Here is a 13,420-nt window from a genome sequence, read left to right on the forward strand (position 1 = left end):
CCCCTACGGTTGAATCACCGGACCGGAGGGGGATGTTGTGACGACGACCGAGGTGGCCGCCGTACGGACACCCGCGTGGCGCGGGGGGTTCGGCAGGCTGTGGACGGCTGCCGTCGTCTCGAAATTCGGTGACTCGCTGCGGACCGCGGCGATGCCGCTGCTCGCCGCGTCGCTGACCGACGACCCCCTGCTCATCGCGTCGGTGACCGCGTGCGGCTATCTGCCCTGGCTGCTGTTCGGACTGCTCGGCGGCGCGGTCGCCGACCGGGTCGACCAGCGGCGGGCGATGTGGGCCGTCGACCTTCTGCGCGGCCTGCTGATGGCCGGCTTCGCGCTCGCCGTCCGGCTGGACCTCGCCTCGATCGCGCTGCTGCTGGCGCTCGCCTTCGCCCTCACCTCGCTCCAGACACTCTTCGACAACGCCGCCGCGGCGCTGCTGCCCTCGCTGGTTCCCGCCGACGCGCTGGGCAGTGCCAATGCCCGGCTGATGACCGCACAGCAGATCGTCGGCGGCTTCCTGGCCGCGCCCCTGGTGCCGGTACTGCTCGTTGCGGGCGCCGCCACGCCGTACGCGACGGATGCGGCGACCTATGCCGTGGCGGCGGTCCTGGTGGCCTCCCTCGGTGCGCGGCCGCCGAAGAGGGCGCCCGGAGCGGCCGGGAGCACCCTGCGCGGCGAGATCGGGGAAGGGCTGCGCACCCTGTGGCGGGACAGCGCACAGCGCGGGCTCTGTATCGCCACCACCCTCTGCAACATCGGTATGGGTGCGTTGATCGCCACTTTGGTCGTCCATGTCACCGGCTGGCTGGACGCGGGGAACAGCGGATATGCCGCGGTGATCACGGCCTTTGGGGCGGGCAGCGTCATGGGCGGCCTGCTGGCCCGGCGGCTCGCCGACCGGTTCGGGCGAATACGGAGCGTTTTCGCCGCCGGACTCGTGCAGACCGGATGCCTGGTCGCCATGGGGTCCGTGCGCGCGCTCTGGGCGACCGTCGCCGCGATGGCGGTGTTCGCCGTCATGGGCATGGTGTGGAACGTCAACCAGACGACGCTCGTGCAGGAGCGGAGCCCGGCGCACCTGCTGGGCCGGGTCAGTTCCGCCTTCCGCACGCTCGCGATCGCCGGAGCCCCGCTGGGCGCGCTGCTGGGCGGCGCGGCGGCGGCAGCCTGGGGGCCGAACACACCCGCTCTGCTGGCAGCCGGACTGTTCGTTCCGGCAGTCGCATCGCTCGCCCCGCTGATCAATTAGGTTGGGATACGCAGCGGGGCACGCAGGCAGGTACGAGAAGAAGTGGGCTGATGTCCAAGATGAGTACACAAGGCCGGACCAGGCTCAATCAGAGGCCCGAATGGACCGCTCTCGGCAAGCACCGCGAGCAGCTGGGAGGGACACATCTGCGGGAGCTGTTCGCGGCCGACGCCGCACGGGGCAGCGGATTCACCCTCCAGGTCGGTGACCTCCACATCGACTACTCCAAGCACCTGGTGACCGACGAGACGCTGAGGCTGCTGCGCGAACTGGCCGCGGCGACCGACGTCGCCGGGCTGCGCGACGCGATGTTCCGCGGCGAGAAGATCAACACCACCGAGGACCGTGCCGTCCTGCACACGGCGCTGCGCGCTCCGCGGGACGCCGTCATCGAGGTGGACGGCGAGAACGTGGTGCCGGCGGTGCACGCGGTGCTGGACAGGATGGGCTCCTTCTCCGACCGGATCAGGTCGGGAGAGTGGACCGGACACACCGGCAGGCCCATCAAGAACGTCGTCAACATCGGCATCGGCGGCTCCGATCTCGGCCCGGCCATGGCGTACGAAGTGCTGCGCTCCTTCACCGCCCGGGATCTGACGTTCCATTTCGTCTCGAACGTCGACGGGGCCGATCTGCACGAAGCCGTACGGCACCTCGACGCGGCCGAGACGCTCTTCATCATCGCCTCGAAGACGTTCACCACCATCGAGACCATCACCAACGCCACCTCGGCCCGCGACTGGCTCCTCACCGAGCTGAAGGCAGGCCAGGAGGCCGTCGCCAAGCACTTCGTGGCGCTGTCGACCAATGCCGAGAAGGTCGGGGAATTCGGCATCGACACGGCGAACATGTTCGAGTTCTGGGACTGGGTCGGCGGGCGGTACTCCTTCGACTCGGCCATCGGCCTCTCGCTGATGGTCGCGATCGGCCCGGACCGTTTCCGGGAGATGCTCGACGGCTTCCACCTCGTGGACGAGCACTTCCGCACGGCCCCGCCCGAGGCCAACGCACCGTTCCTGCTCGGCCTGCTGGGCGTCTGGTACGGCGAGTTCTTCGACGCGCAGTCGCATGCCGTCCTGCCGTACTCTCACTATCTGAGCAAGTTCACGGCCTATCTCCAGCAGCTCGACATGGAGTCCAACGGCAAGTCCGTGGACCGCGAAGGCAACCGCGTCGAGTGGCAGACCGGCCCCGTCGTCTGGGGCACGCCCGGCACCAACGGGCAGCACGCCTACTACCAGTTGATCCATCAGGGCACCAAGCTCATCCCCGCGGATTTCATCGGCTTCGCCAAGCCGGTCGACGACCTGCTGCCGGGACTCGTCGCCCAGCACGATCTGCTGATGGCCAACTTCTTCGCACAGACGCAGGCGCTCGCCTTCGGCAAGACCCCGGACGAGGTCCGGGGCGAGGGGGTGCCCGAGGAACTGGTGCCGCACAAGACGTTCCAGGGCAACCACCCGACGACGACCGTCCTCGCCGAGGAGCTCACGCCGTCCGTCCTCGGCCAGCTGATCGCCCTGTACGAGCACAAGGTGTTCGTCCAGGGCGCCGTCTGGCACATCGACTCCTTCGACCAGTGGGGCGTCGAGCTGGGCAAGGTCCTTGCGAAGAAGATCGAGCCGGTGCTCACCGAGGGGACGGGCGGCGAGCAGTTGGACAGCTCGACCTCGGCGCTCGTGGCCAAGTACCGCACACTGCGCGGTCGCTGAGCCGATGACGGGGGATGGCGGTCAGGCTGCGGTCCGGCTCGGGCCGCCGAACGCCCGCTCGATGAGCGGGTCGTCGGCTGGTGGCGGGTGCTGACGACCGCGGCCCCTGTTGTGGTTTCGGCCGTGCCGGGCGCGCTCGTCGCGCCCGGCACGGCGCCGGCGCGATGGCGGCGGTGCCGGCGGTGCGCACTACCGGCGCGGGCCGCGGGCGCTGACGCTCACGGCGGCGACGGCCGCGGGCGCGCACTCGTCTCCGACGCGGCGGAGGACGAGGGCCTGTCCTTCGCCGCCGAGAGGGTGCCGGGGATGCTGGAGCCGTTTCCGATACGGGAGGACCCGGCGACGGGATGCGGTACGGCCGAGGGCGGCGCGACAATCCACCCATGACCGCATCCGGGTATTCGGGGACGCCGTTGGCCAAGAAGCTCGGCATCAAGCCGGGCGGGCGGGTCGCGCTGAGGCACCGGCCACCGGGCTGGGCGCTCCTGGATCTGCCCCAAGGGGTCACGGTCGGCGAGCGCGCCTCGCGGGACGCCGACGTGACCGTGGCCTTCTACCGCACGCACGATGATCTGGCGGCGGACGCCGGGACGCTCGTGGAACAACTGGGTGACCGGGCGATGTTCTGGATCGCGTGGCCGCGGAAGGCCGCGGGACACCGGAGCGACATCGCGGAGAACGACCTGCGGGAGCTCTTTCTGCCGCTGGGCGTGGTGGATGTGAAGGTTGCCGCGCTGGGGGAGGACTGGTCGGGGCTGAAGTTCGTCCGGCGGGTGGGCAACCGGTCTCAGTGAGCCCGCGGCGGGGTGGAGCCGGGGCTTCGCCCCTGCTCCCTGCGCCGACTACCGGGCGCGGCTCACCAGGCCCGCCGGTCGGCCTGAAGCTCATGATCCGCCGGTCGGCCCGAAGATTCGGGCCGACCGGCGGCAATCAAGCCCGTCGGGCGCGATCAGGCCGACGCCGGGGGATAGAGATCCCTCGGGAGTCCGGACGCGGCAGCGGCGTCCAGAAGCCAGAGCGTCCGGCTGCGACCGTACGCTCCCGCCGCGGGAGCCTGGACCTCGCCCGCACCCGAGAGCGCTATCGTCACCGCCTTCGCCTTGTCCTCGCCCGCCGCCAGCAGCCATACCTCACGGGCCGCCCGGATCGCCGGGAGCGTGAGGGAGATACGGGTGGGCGGAGGCTTGGGCGCGCCGTGGACGCCGACGACCGTACGGACCGTCTCACGGACGGCGGGCATCTCGGGAAAGAGCGACGCGACATGGGTGTCGGGCCCGACACCCAGCATCAGGACGTCGAAGCCCGGCACCGGGCCGTGGTCCTCCGGGCCCGCGGCAGCGGACAGCTCGGCGGCGTACGAGGCGGCGGCGGCCTCCACGTCGCTGCCGTACGCGCCGTCCGACGCGGGCATCGCGTGCACCCGCGCCGGGTCGACCGGGACGTGGTCCAGCAGTGCCTCATGGGCCTGCGTGACATTGCGCTCCGGGTCCCCCTCCGGGAGGAACCGTTCGTCGCCCCACCACAGATCCAGCCGTGGCCAGTCGATCGCGTCCCGGGCCGGCGAGTTCCCGAGGGCGGCCAGCAGGGCGTTGCCGTTCCGGCCACCCGTGAGGACCACCGACGCCGAGCCGCGGGCGGCCTGGGCGTCCACGATCTTCGTGATCAGCCGGGCCGCCGCGGCCTGCGCCATCAGCTCCTTGTCACGGTGGACGACGAGCTGCGGGGCACTCACTTTGCCGTCGCCTTCTTTGCCGCCGCCTTCTTTGCGGTCGCCTTCTTCGCGGTCGCCTGCTCGGCCCCTGCGCCGGACTTGGCCGAGGAGGCGGCCTGGGTGGTTCCCGCGGCGTCCTCCCCGTCGCTCAGCCGGTCCACTCCGAACCGCAGCGCCGACGCGTAGGTGTCGTCCGGGTCGAGCCGCCGCAGCTCCTCCGCGATCAGCTCGGCCGTCTCGCGCCGCTTGAGCGCCACCGCCCGGTCCGGCTGTCCCTCGATGGACAGCGTCGCCAGCGACCCGTCCGCCCGGTCCAGCACGATCGGCCCGCAGTTGGTCTCCATCCGCACCGCCGTGAGGCCGGGGCCCGAGGACTGCGAGCGCTTCACCGGCACATTCAGCCGGTCGGCCAGCCACATCGCGAGCAGCTCGCAGCTCGGGTTGAACTCCTCGCCCTCCACCTCGACAGAGGTGACGTCGCAGTGCACCTGGTCCAGGGCGGCCGCGAGCATGGAGCGCCACGGGGTGATCCGTGTCCAGGCCAGATCGGTGTCGCCGGGGTTGTACGCCTCGGCGCGCGCCGCCAGTTCGTGCACCGGCTGCTCGGCCGCGTACGTGTCCGTCACCCGGCGCTGAGCCAGCGCGCCCAGCGGGTCACTGGCCGGGTCGGTGGGAGCGTTCACCGGCCACCAGACCACGACGGGCGCGTCGGGCAGCAGCAGCGGCAGGACGACCGACTGGGCGTGGTTGACGACCTCTCCGTACAGCCGCAGTATGACCGTTTCCCCGGTGCCCGCGTCCGCGCCGACCTTCACCTCGGCGTCCAGGCGCGGCTTGGCCCGGTCGCGCGGCGAGCGGGAAATGCGCTTGATGACCACGAGCGTGCGCGAGGGGTGCTCGCGGGAGGCTTCGCTGGCCGCCTTGAGAGCGTCGTAGGCGTTCTCCTCGTCGGTGACGATGACAAGGGTGAGGACCATGCCGACGGCCGGCGTGCCGATGGCGCGCCGTCCCTGCACCAACGCCTTGTTGATCTTGCTGGACGTGGTGTCCGTGAGGTCGATGTTCATGGCCGACGCCAGCTCCGTCCGTCTCGTGCGAGCATTTCGTCCGCCTCGACCGGACCCCAGGTGCCGGCCGGGTACTGCGCGGGCTTGCCGTGCTTGTCCCAGTACTCCTCGATGGGGTCGAGGATCATCCAGGACCGCTCGACCTCCTCCACCCTCGGGAAGAGGTTGGAGTCGCCGAGCAGGACGTCGAGGATGAGGCGTTCGTATGCCTCGGGGCTGGACTCGGTGAAGGACTCGCCGTAGGCGAAGTCCATCGAGACGTCCCGCACCTCCATCGAGGTGCCCGGCACCTTGGAACCGAATCGCACGGTCACGCCCTCGTCCGGCTGGACACGGATGACCAGGGCGTTCTGGCCCAGCTCCTCGGTGGCCGTGTGGTCGAAGGGGGAGTGCGGGGCACGCTGGAAGATCACCGCGATCTCGGTGACGCGCCGGCCGAGCCGCTTGCCCGTGCGGAGGTAGAAGGGGACGCCCGCCCAGCGCCGGTTGTCGATCTCCAGCTTGATCGCGGCAAAGGTGTCGGTCTTGGAGTCGGGCGGGATGCCGTCTTCCTGGAGATAGCCGACGGCCTTCTGGCCGCCCTGCCAGCCTGCGGCGTACTGCCCGCGCACCGTCCCCTTGGACAGGTCGGCGGGGATCTTCACCGCGCCCAGCACCTTGGTCTTCTCCGCCGCGAGCGCGTCCGCGTCGAAGGAGGCGGGCTCCTCCATCGCGGTCAGGGCGAGCAGCTGGAGGAGGTGGTTCTGGATGACGTCACGGGCGGCGCCGATGCCGTCGTAGTAGCCGGCGCGGCCGCCGATGCCGATGTCCTCGGCCATGGTGATCTGGACATGATCGACGTACGACCGGTTCCAGATCGGCTCGAAGAGGGTGTTGGCGAAGCGCAGCGCCAGGATGTTCTGAACGGTCTCCTTGCCCAGGTAGTGGTCGATCCGGAAGACCTCGTTGCCCGGGAAGACCTCGTGCACCACCTGGTTGAGCTCCTTGGCGGAGGCCAGGTCGTGGCCGAAGGGCTTCTCGATGACCGCGCGGCGCCAGGAGCCCTCCTTCTGGTCGGCGAGCCCGTGCCTCTTCAGCTGCTGGACGACCTGGGGGAAGAACTTCGGCGGCACGGACAGATAGAAGGCGAAGTTGCCGCCGGTGCCCTGCTTCTTGTCGAGGTCCTCGATGGTGTCCTTGAGCGTCTCGAACGCGTTGTCGTCGTCGAAGGTGCCCTGGACGAAGCGCATCCCCTGGATGAGCTGCTGCCACACCTCCTCGCGGAACGGCGTGCGGGAGTGGGCCTTGACGGCGTCGTGGACCTCCTGTGCGAAGTCCTCGTCCTTCCACTCGCGGCGGGCGAACCCGATGAGGGAGAAGCCCGGCGGCAGCAGACCGCGGTTGGCCAGGTCGTAGACCGCAGGCATCAACTTCTTACGTGACAAATCGCCTGTGACGCCAAAGATGACCAGGCCCGACGGCCCCGCGATACGCGGGAGCCGTCGGTCTGCGGGGTCACGAAGCGGATTGGATCCGCTAAGACCGGACAAGTTGGTCAGCCCTCCGAAGGAGCGAGGCGCTCAAGCTCGGCCTCGGTCGACTTGAGCAGATCGTTCCAGGACGCCTCGAACTTCTCGACGCCCTCGTCCTCGAGCAGCTGCACGACGTCGTCGTACGCGATACCGAGCTTCTCGACGGCTGCGAGCTCGGCGCGGGCCTGCTCGTACGTGCCGCGCACCGTGTCACCGGTGATCTGCCCGTGATCGCCGGTGGCCTCCAGGGTCGCCTCCGGCATGGTGTTCACCGTGCCGGGCGCGACCAGGTCGTCGACGTACAGCGTGTCCTTGTACGCCGGGTCCTTGACGCCGGTCGAGGCCCACAGCGGACGCTGCTTGTTGGCCTGCGCCTTGTCGAGGGCCGCCCAGCGGTCGCTGCCGAAGACCTCTTCGTACGCCTCGTATGCCAGCCGTGCGTTGGCCAGCGCCGCCTTGCCGCGCGCCTCCTTGGCCTCGGGGGTGCCCAGCGCGTCCAGGCGCTTGTCGATCTCGGTGTCCACGCGGGACACGAAGAAGGACGCCACGGACTGGATCTTGGAGAGGTCCAGGCCGGCGGCCTTCGCCTTCTCCAGACCGGCCAGGTAGGCGTCCATCACCTCGCGGTAGCGCTCCAGCGAGAAGATCAGCGTGACATTGACGCTGATGCCCTTGCCGATGACCTCGGTGATCGCCGGCAGGCCGGCCTTCGTCGCCGGGATCTTGATGAGCGTGTTCGGGCGGTCCACCAGCCAGGCCAGCTGCTTGGCCTCGGCGATGGTCGCCGTGGTGTTGTGCGCCAGGCGAGGGTCGACCTCGATGGAGACCCGGCCGTCCTGGCCGCCGGTCGCGTCGAAGACCGGACGCAGGATGTCGGCGGCGTCACGGACGTCCGCCGTCGTGATCATGCGGATCGCTTCCTCGACGGTCACCTTGCGGGCGGCGAGGTCGGCGAGCTGCTGCTCGTAGCCGTCGCCGCTGCTGATGGCCTTCTGGAAGATCGACGGGTTGGTGGTGACGCCCACGACGTGCTGCTGGTCGATCAGCTCGGCGAGGTTGCCGGAGGCGATCCGCTTGCGCGACAGGTCGTCCAGCCAGATCGCGACGCCTTCGTCGGAGAGGCGCTTGAGTGCGTCTGTCATGAGAATTGCATCTCCTACTTGTCGTATACCGGCGTCAGCGCGCGGCGGCTTCGAGAGATTCCCGGGCGGCGGCGGCCACGTTCTCGGCAGTGAAGCCGAACTCACGGAAGAGGACCTTGCCGTCGGCCGAAGCGCCGAAGTGCTCCAGAGAAACGATGCGTCCGGCGTCGCCGACGAAGCGGTGCCAGGTCAGACCGATACCGGCCTCGACCGCGACCCGCGCCTTCACCGACGGCGGCAGAACGCTGTCCTTGTACGCCTGGTCCTGCTCCTCGAACCACTCGACGGACGGCATCGAGACGACCCGGGTCGGGACACCCGAGGCCTGCAGCTGCTCACGCGCCTCGACGGCGAGCTGGACCTCGGAACCGGTGCCGATCAGGACGACCTCGGGCGCGCCGCCCTCGGCGTCGAACATCACGTAACCGCCCTTGGCGGCATCCTCGTTGCGCTCGTAGGTCGGCACGCCCTGGCGGGTCAGCGCGAGGCCGTGCGGGGCGCCCACGCCGAACTTCTTGGTGTAGCGGCGCATGATCTCGCGCCAGGCGATCGCCGTTTCGTTGGCGTCGGCCGGACGGACGATGTTCAGGCCCGGGATGGCGCGCAGCGAGGCCAGGTGCTCCACCGGCTGGTGGGTCGGGCCGTCCTCGCCGAGACCGACCGAGTCGTGCGTCCAGACGTACGTCACCGGCAGGTGCATCAGCGCCGAGAGCCGCACCGCGTTGCGCATGTAGTCGGAGAACACCAGGAAGGTGCCGCCGTAGACGCGGGTGTTGCCGTGCAGCGCGATGCCGTTCATGGTCGCGGCCATGGCGTGCTCGCGGATGCCGAAGTGGATCGTGCGGCCGTACTTGTCCGCACCGGGCAGCGGGTTGCCGTCGGGCAGGAACGACGACGTCTTGTCGATCGTGGTGTTGTTCGAGCCCGCGAGGTCGGCGGAGCCGCCCCACAGCTCGGGGATGACCGCGCCCAGCGCCTGGAGGATCTTGCCGGAGGCGGCGCGGGTGGCCACGCCCTTGCCCGTCTCGAACTCCGGCAGCTTGTCCTCCCAGCCCGCCGGCAGCTCGGTCGCGCGGATCCGGTCGAACTCGGCGGCGCGCCCGGGATTGGCGGTGCGCCAGGCGGCGAAGCGCTTCTCCCACTCGCCCTTGGCCTCGCGCCCGCGGTCGAGCGCCTCCCGGGTGTGCGCCAGGACGGCGTCGGAGACCTCGAAGCTCTGCTCCGGGTCGAAGCCGAGGACGCGCTTGGTGGCCGCGACCTCCTCGTCGCCGAGCGCCGAGCCGTGCGCGGCCTCGGTGTTCTGCGCGTTCGGGGCGGGCCAGGCGATGATCGAGCGGGCGGCGATGAAGGAGGGGCGCTCCGTCTCGGCCTGCGCCGCCTTGAAGGCCTGGCAGAGGCCCGCCGGGTCGAGGTCGCCGTTCGGCAGCTGCTCGACGCGCTGGACGTGCCAGCCGTACGCCTCGTACCGCTTGAGGGTGTCCTCGGAGACGGCCGTCTCCGTGTCGCCCTCGATGGAGATGTGGTTGTCGTCCCACAGCAGGACCAGGTTGCCCAGCTTCTGGTGCCCGGCCAGCGAGGACGCCTCGGCGGAGATGCCCTCCTGGAGGCAGCCGTCACCGGCGATGGCCCAGATCGTGTGGTCGAACGGGGAGGTACCGACGGGGGCGTCCGGGTCGAACAGACCCCGCTCGTAGCGGGAGGCCATGGCCATGCCCACCGCGTTGGCGACACCCTGGCCCAGCGGACCGGTCGTCGTCTCGACGCCCGCGGTGTGCCCGTACTCCGGGTGACCGGGGGTCTTGGAGCCCCAGGTCCGGAATGCCTTCAGGTCGTCGAGCTCCAGGCCGTACCCGGCCAGGTAGAGCTGGATGTAGAGGGTCAGCGACGAGTGGCCCGCGGACAGCACGAAGCGGTCGCGGCCGGTCCAGTCCGGGTCAGCCGGGTCGTGCTTCATCAGCTTCTGGAACAGGACGTACGCGGCGGGCGCGAGGCTCATGGCCGTACCGGGGTGGCCGTTGCCGACCTTCTGTACGGAATCCATGGCCAGGACGCGGGCGGTATCGACAGCCCGCTGGTCCAGATCGGTCCACTCGAGGTCTGTGGTCGTCGGCTTGGTGCTCACCCTGGGTCAGGGCTCCTCTCCACATGTTCGTATCCCGGTGACGACGGAAGCACCGGGCGTTGTCGAGCCTACCCCCGGAGCAGCACGCATCTTTTTTGAGTGCCCGCCTTTCCGCAAGGAGCCGAGTGCGGCCACAAGCGGTGTCGGGTCAGCCAAAAGATCCGACACTGCCAGGGTGCCGTCACAGCCGGGTGTCCGCCTGTCGGCCATGTATACGCGCCAGGTCCCGCTGTGGCTCAACACGAGCCCACCCCCGCGAAGATCGGTGTCTGGGCAACGTCTAGAGTGGCGTGGTACGCGCAAGTCTTTACCGGGTCTTCATGCCGGGAGCTTGCTGGGATTTCTCTGTCAGGGGTGTGCGTGACGGCCGTCGAGTCCCGACCCGCAGGGGTCGTCTTGACTCCCAGCCCGGGGGGCCACCGGCCGTTCGGGGCCCGCGTCAAGGCATTCGTGGCGCTGACGAAGCCGCGGATCATCGAGCTTCTGCTGATCACCACCGTCCCGGTGATGTTCCTTGCGGCGCAGGACGTCCCCGACCTCTGGCTCGTGCTCACGACGTGCGTCGGCGGCTACCTCTCCGCGGGCGGCGCCAACGCCCTCAACATGTACATCGACCGCGACATCGACGCCCTGATGGACCGTACGTCGCAGCGCCCCCTGGTCACCGGAATGGTGTCGCCGCGCGAGGGCCTGGTCTTCGGTCTCGTCCTGGCCGTCGTGTCCACCCTCTGGTTCGGGCTGCTCGTCAACTGGCTGTCCGCCGCGCTGTCGCTCGGTGCGCTGCTCTTCTACGTCGTGGTCTACACGATGATCCTCAAGCGCCGCACGGCGCAGAACATCGTCTGGGGCGGCATCGCCGGCTGCATGCCGGTGCTGATCGGCTGGTCGGCCGTCACCGACTCGATGTCCTGGGGCGCGGTCATCCTCTTCCTCGTCATCTTCTTCTGGACTCCGCCGCACTACTGGCCGCTGTCCATGAAGGTGAAGGAGGACTACGCGCGCGTGGGCGTGCCGATGCTCCCCGTAGTCGCCTCCAACAGGGTCGTCGCCCGCCAGATCGTCTTCTACAGCTGGGTGATGGTCGCCGTCTCGCTGCTGCTGACGCCGCTCGGCTACACCGGCTGGTTCTACACCGCGGTGGCGCTGGTGACGGGCGGCTGGTGGCTGTGGGAGGCGCACTCCCTGCAGAACCGCGCGAAGGCCGGCGAGACGGGCGGCAGGCTCAAGGAGATGCGGCTGTTCCACTGGTCCATCACCTATGTGTCGCTGCTCTTCGTGGCCGTCGCCGTGGACCCGTTCCTTCGCTAGGCCCCGTTCCTTCGCCAGGCCCGGATCTCCCCGTTCTCCCGCGCTCGGGCCAGTGGCCCACGCCACGCGAACCCGCCGTCGCGCCGGCGCTCTACCCACGAGTAGCATCGCCCGTATGGCAGACACCAAGCAGGCCAAGCAGGCAGAGCGCAAGGCGGCCAGGCTCGCCCAGCAGATCGGCGCCTTCGCCAAGGCGCACGGCGGCGCCGAGGGGCAGCTCGCGTACATCGGACAGATGGGTACGCGCATCGTGCTCGTCGGCGAGGACGGCGGCTGGGGCGACCTCGTCGCTCCGGACCACGCCACCGCCGAGGCCGCGGCCGAGAAGGCCGGGATCACACTGCACGAGTCGTTCGACGGCGAGTTCGCCGCGAAGGTCCGCACCGGCCCGTACGAATGGAGCCGTATGGCGGGCATCCAGGTCGGCGGCCCGTCGGGCGGCTGAGCAACACCTCGCCGGGGTGTGACCCGTTAGGACTGTGGAAGCACGGTCCATGACTGGGAGCCCGGATGATCGACACCCCGACCCTCGTGGACCAGTACTGCCACGGTGTGCTCCGCACGGAACTGGGTCTCGGCACTTTCGAGGCGCACCTGGGCAGGACGGCCCGCCCGCCCGCACCAGGCACCACCTTCTTCGACACCCAGACCGGCTTCGCCGTGCGGCGCTGGTGCCCGCCGCTGCTGGGGCTCGAGCCGCACTGCACGCCCGCCCGCTATCTCGCCCGCCGCCGTGAGCTCGGTGTACTGGAGGCGGGCAGACGGCTGCTGAGGGGCAGCGGCATTTCCACCTATCTGGTGGACACCGGGCTGCCCGGGGACCTCACCGGCCCGCCCGAGATCGCCGCCGCGGGCGATGCCGAAGCACGCGAGATCGTCCGGCTCGAACTGCTTGCCGAACAGGTCGCCGACACCTCGGGCACTGTCGAGAGCCTGCTGGCCAACCTCGCCGAGGCCGTGCACGGCGCCGCCGCGTCCGCCGTCGCGTTCACCTCGGTGGCCGCCGTGGGGCACGGTCTCGCGCTCGCCCCCGAGCCGCCGGGCCCGGGCGAGGTGCGCGGGGCAGCCGGGCGCTGGATGGCCGGACGGCAGGTCGGCGGCCGGCTCACCGATCCGGTGCTGGTACGGCATCTGCTGTGGATCGCCGTCGCGTCGGGACTGCCGATCCAACTGCACGTCGGCGTGGAGGACCCGATGCTGATCACCGGTTTCGCCGCCGCCACCGCCGGCCTCGGCATTGATCTGGTGCTGCTCCACGGCTATCCGTACCACCGCCACGCCGCCCATCTGGCGAGCGTGTTTCCGCATGTCTACGCCGACCTCGGACCCGCGCTCGTGCACACGGGGGCACGGGCGGCGGCCGTGCTCGCGGAGATCCTGGAACTCGCGCCGTTCGGGAAGCTGCTCTTCTCCAGCGGCGCCCGCGGGCTGCCCGAGCTGCACGTGGTGGGCGCGCGGATCTTCCGGGAGGCGCTGGCGCAGGTGCTCAGCGGCTGGGTACGCGACGGCGCCTGGTCCCGGGCCGACGCGGACCGGGTCGCCGGGATGATCGCGGCGGGCAATGCCCGCCGTGTCTATGCACTTCAGGCCGCCTGACC

The 13,420-nt window shown here is 70.0% G+C and carries 11 protein-coding genes; 6 read left to right on the plus strand and 5 right to left on the minus strand.

The features are described 5' to 3' along the window. The first annotated feature begins 37 nt into the window (after positions 1 to 37). From OG293_RS27990 to OG293_RS28000, 3 genes are all read left to right on the plus strand, one after another. The gene (locus OG293_RS27990) at positions 38 to 1,249 is read left to right on the plus strand and encodes an MFS transporter (RefSeq protein ID WP_406001544.1); all 1,212 of its coding nucleotides are present in this window, start codon (positions 38 to 40) and stop codon (positions 1,247 to 1,249) included. 59 nt (positions 1,250 to 1,308) lie between these two features. Continuing rightward, on the plus strand, positions 1,309 to 2,961 hold the full coding sequence (gene pgi, locus OG293_RS27995) for a glucose-6-phosphate isomerase (RefSeq protein ID WP_406003737.1): 1,653 nt from the start codon (positions 1,309 to 1,311) through the stop codon (positions 2,959 to 2,961). 383 nt (positions 2,962 to 3,344) lie between these two features. Next, positions 3,345 to 3,755 (plus strand): DUF3052 domain-containing protein, encoded by a 411-nt coding sequence (locus tag OG293_RS28000; protein WP_406001545.1) that lies wholly within the window; start codon positions 3,345 to 3,347, stop codon positions 3,753 to 3,755. A gap of 155 nt (positions 3,756 to 3,910) precedes the next feature. Here the strand turns inward: OG293_RS28000 and pgl are convergent, their stop codons facing one another. The 5 genes from pgl to tkt are packed head-to-tail and all read right to left on the minus strand — an operon-like array spanning position 3,911 to position 10,514. Beyond that, a complete protein-coding gene (pgl, locus tag OG293_RS28005) occupies positions 3,911 to 4,693 on the minus strand; it encodes a 6-phosphogluconolactonase (RefSeq protein ID WP_406001546.1) in 783 nt (260 codons plus the stop codon). After that, complete coding sequence (opcA, locus tag OG293_RS28010; RefSeq protein WP_406001547.1) at positions 4,690 to 5,739, minus strand: glucose-6-phosphate dehydrogenase assembly protein OpcA; 1,050 nt, start codon at positions 5,737 to 5,739, stop codon at positions 4,690 to 4,692. Before opcA ends, pgl begins: the two co-directional genes overlap by 4 nt. Then, a complete protein-coding gene (gene zwf, locus OG293_RS28015) occupies positions 5,736 to 7,268 on the minus strand; it encodes a glucose-6-phosphate dehydrogenase (protein ID WP_406001548.1) in 1,533 nt (510 codons plus the stop codon). The genes opcA and zwf overlap by 4 nt, the downstream gene beginning before the upstream one ends. Before the next feature lie 5 nt (positions 7,269 to 7,273). Then, positions 7,274 to 8,392: a transaldolase gene (gene tal, locus OG293_RS28020; protein WP_406001549.1), complete on the minus strand. Its 1,119-nt coding sequence runs from the start codon at positions 8,390 to 8,392 to the stop codon at positions 7,274 to 7,276. A 34-nt stretch (positions 8,393 to 8,426) separates the two neighbouring features. Beyond that, on the minus strand, positions 8,427 to 10,514 hold the full coding sequence (gene tkt, locus OG293_RS28025) for a transketolase (RefSeq protein WP_406001550.1): 2,088 nt from the start codon (positions 10,512 to 10,514) through the stop codon (positions 8,427 to 8,429). Positions 10,515 to 10,874: 360 nt separating this feature from the next. Here tkt and OG293_RS28030 point away from each other — a divergent pair, with 360 nt between their 5' ends. From OG293_RS28030 to OG293_RS28040, 3 genes are all read left to right on the plus strand, one after another. Continuing rightward, positions 10,875 to 11,822 (plus strand): heme o synthase, encoded by a 948-nt coding sequence (locus OG293_RS28030; protein WP_406001551.1) that lies wholly within the window; start codon positions 10,875 to 10,877, stop codon positions 11,820 to 11,822. Positions 11,823 to 11,937: 115 nt separating this feature from the next. Continuing rightward, complete coding sequence (locus OG293_RS28035) at positions 11,938 to 12,267, plus strand: hypothetical protein (RefSeq protein WP_406001552.1); 330 nt, start codon at positions 11,938 to 11,940, stop codon at positions 12,265 to 12,267. A 65-nt stretch (positions 12,268 to 12,332) separates the two neighbouring features. Then, a complete protein-coding gene (locus OG293_RS28040; protein WP_406001553.1) occupies positions 12,333 to 13,418 on the plus strand; it encodes an amidohydrolase family protein in 1,086 nt (361 codons plus the stop codon). The last annotated feature ends 2 nt before the right edge of the window (positions 13,419 to 13,420 follow it).

The organism is Streptomyces sp. NBC_00829 (genome assembly GCF_045161795.1).
GTDB lineage: Bacteria > Actinomycetota > Actinomycetes > Streptomycetales > Streptomycetaceae > Streptomyces.

Bases quoted from the DNA above. Each gene is read 5' to 3' on its own strand.
- pgi (WP_406003737.1), top strand. From the start codon at position 1,309: ATGAGTACACAAGGCCGGACCAGGCTCAATCAGAGGCCCGAATGGACC.
- OG293_RS28000 (WP_406001545.1), top strand. From the start codon at position 3,345: ATGACCGCATCCGGGTATTCGGGGACGCCGTTGGCCAAGAAGCTCGGC.
- opcA (WP_406001547.1), bottom strand. From the start codon at position 5,739: ATGAACATCGACCTCACGGACACCACGTCCAGCAAGATCAACAAGGCG.
- tal (WP_406001549.1), bottom strand. From the start codon at position 8,392: ATGACAGACGCACTCAAGCGCCTCTCCGACGAAGGCGTCGCGATCTGG.
- OG293_RS28035 (WP_406001552.1), top strand. From the start codon at position 11,938: ATGGCAGACACCAAGCAGGCCAAGCAGGCAGAGCGCAAGGCGGCCAGG.
- OG293_RS28040 (WP_406001553.1), top strand. From the start codon at position 12,333: ATGATCGACACCCCGACCCTCGTGGACCAGTACTGCCACGGTGTGCTC.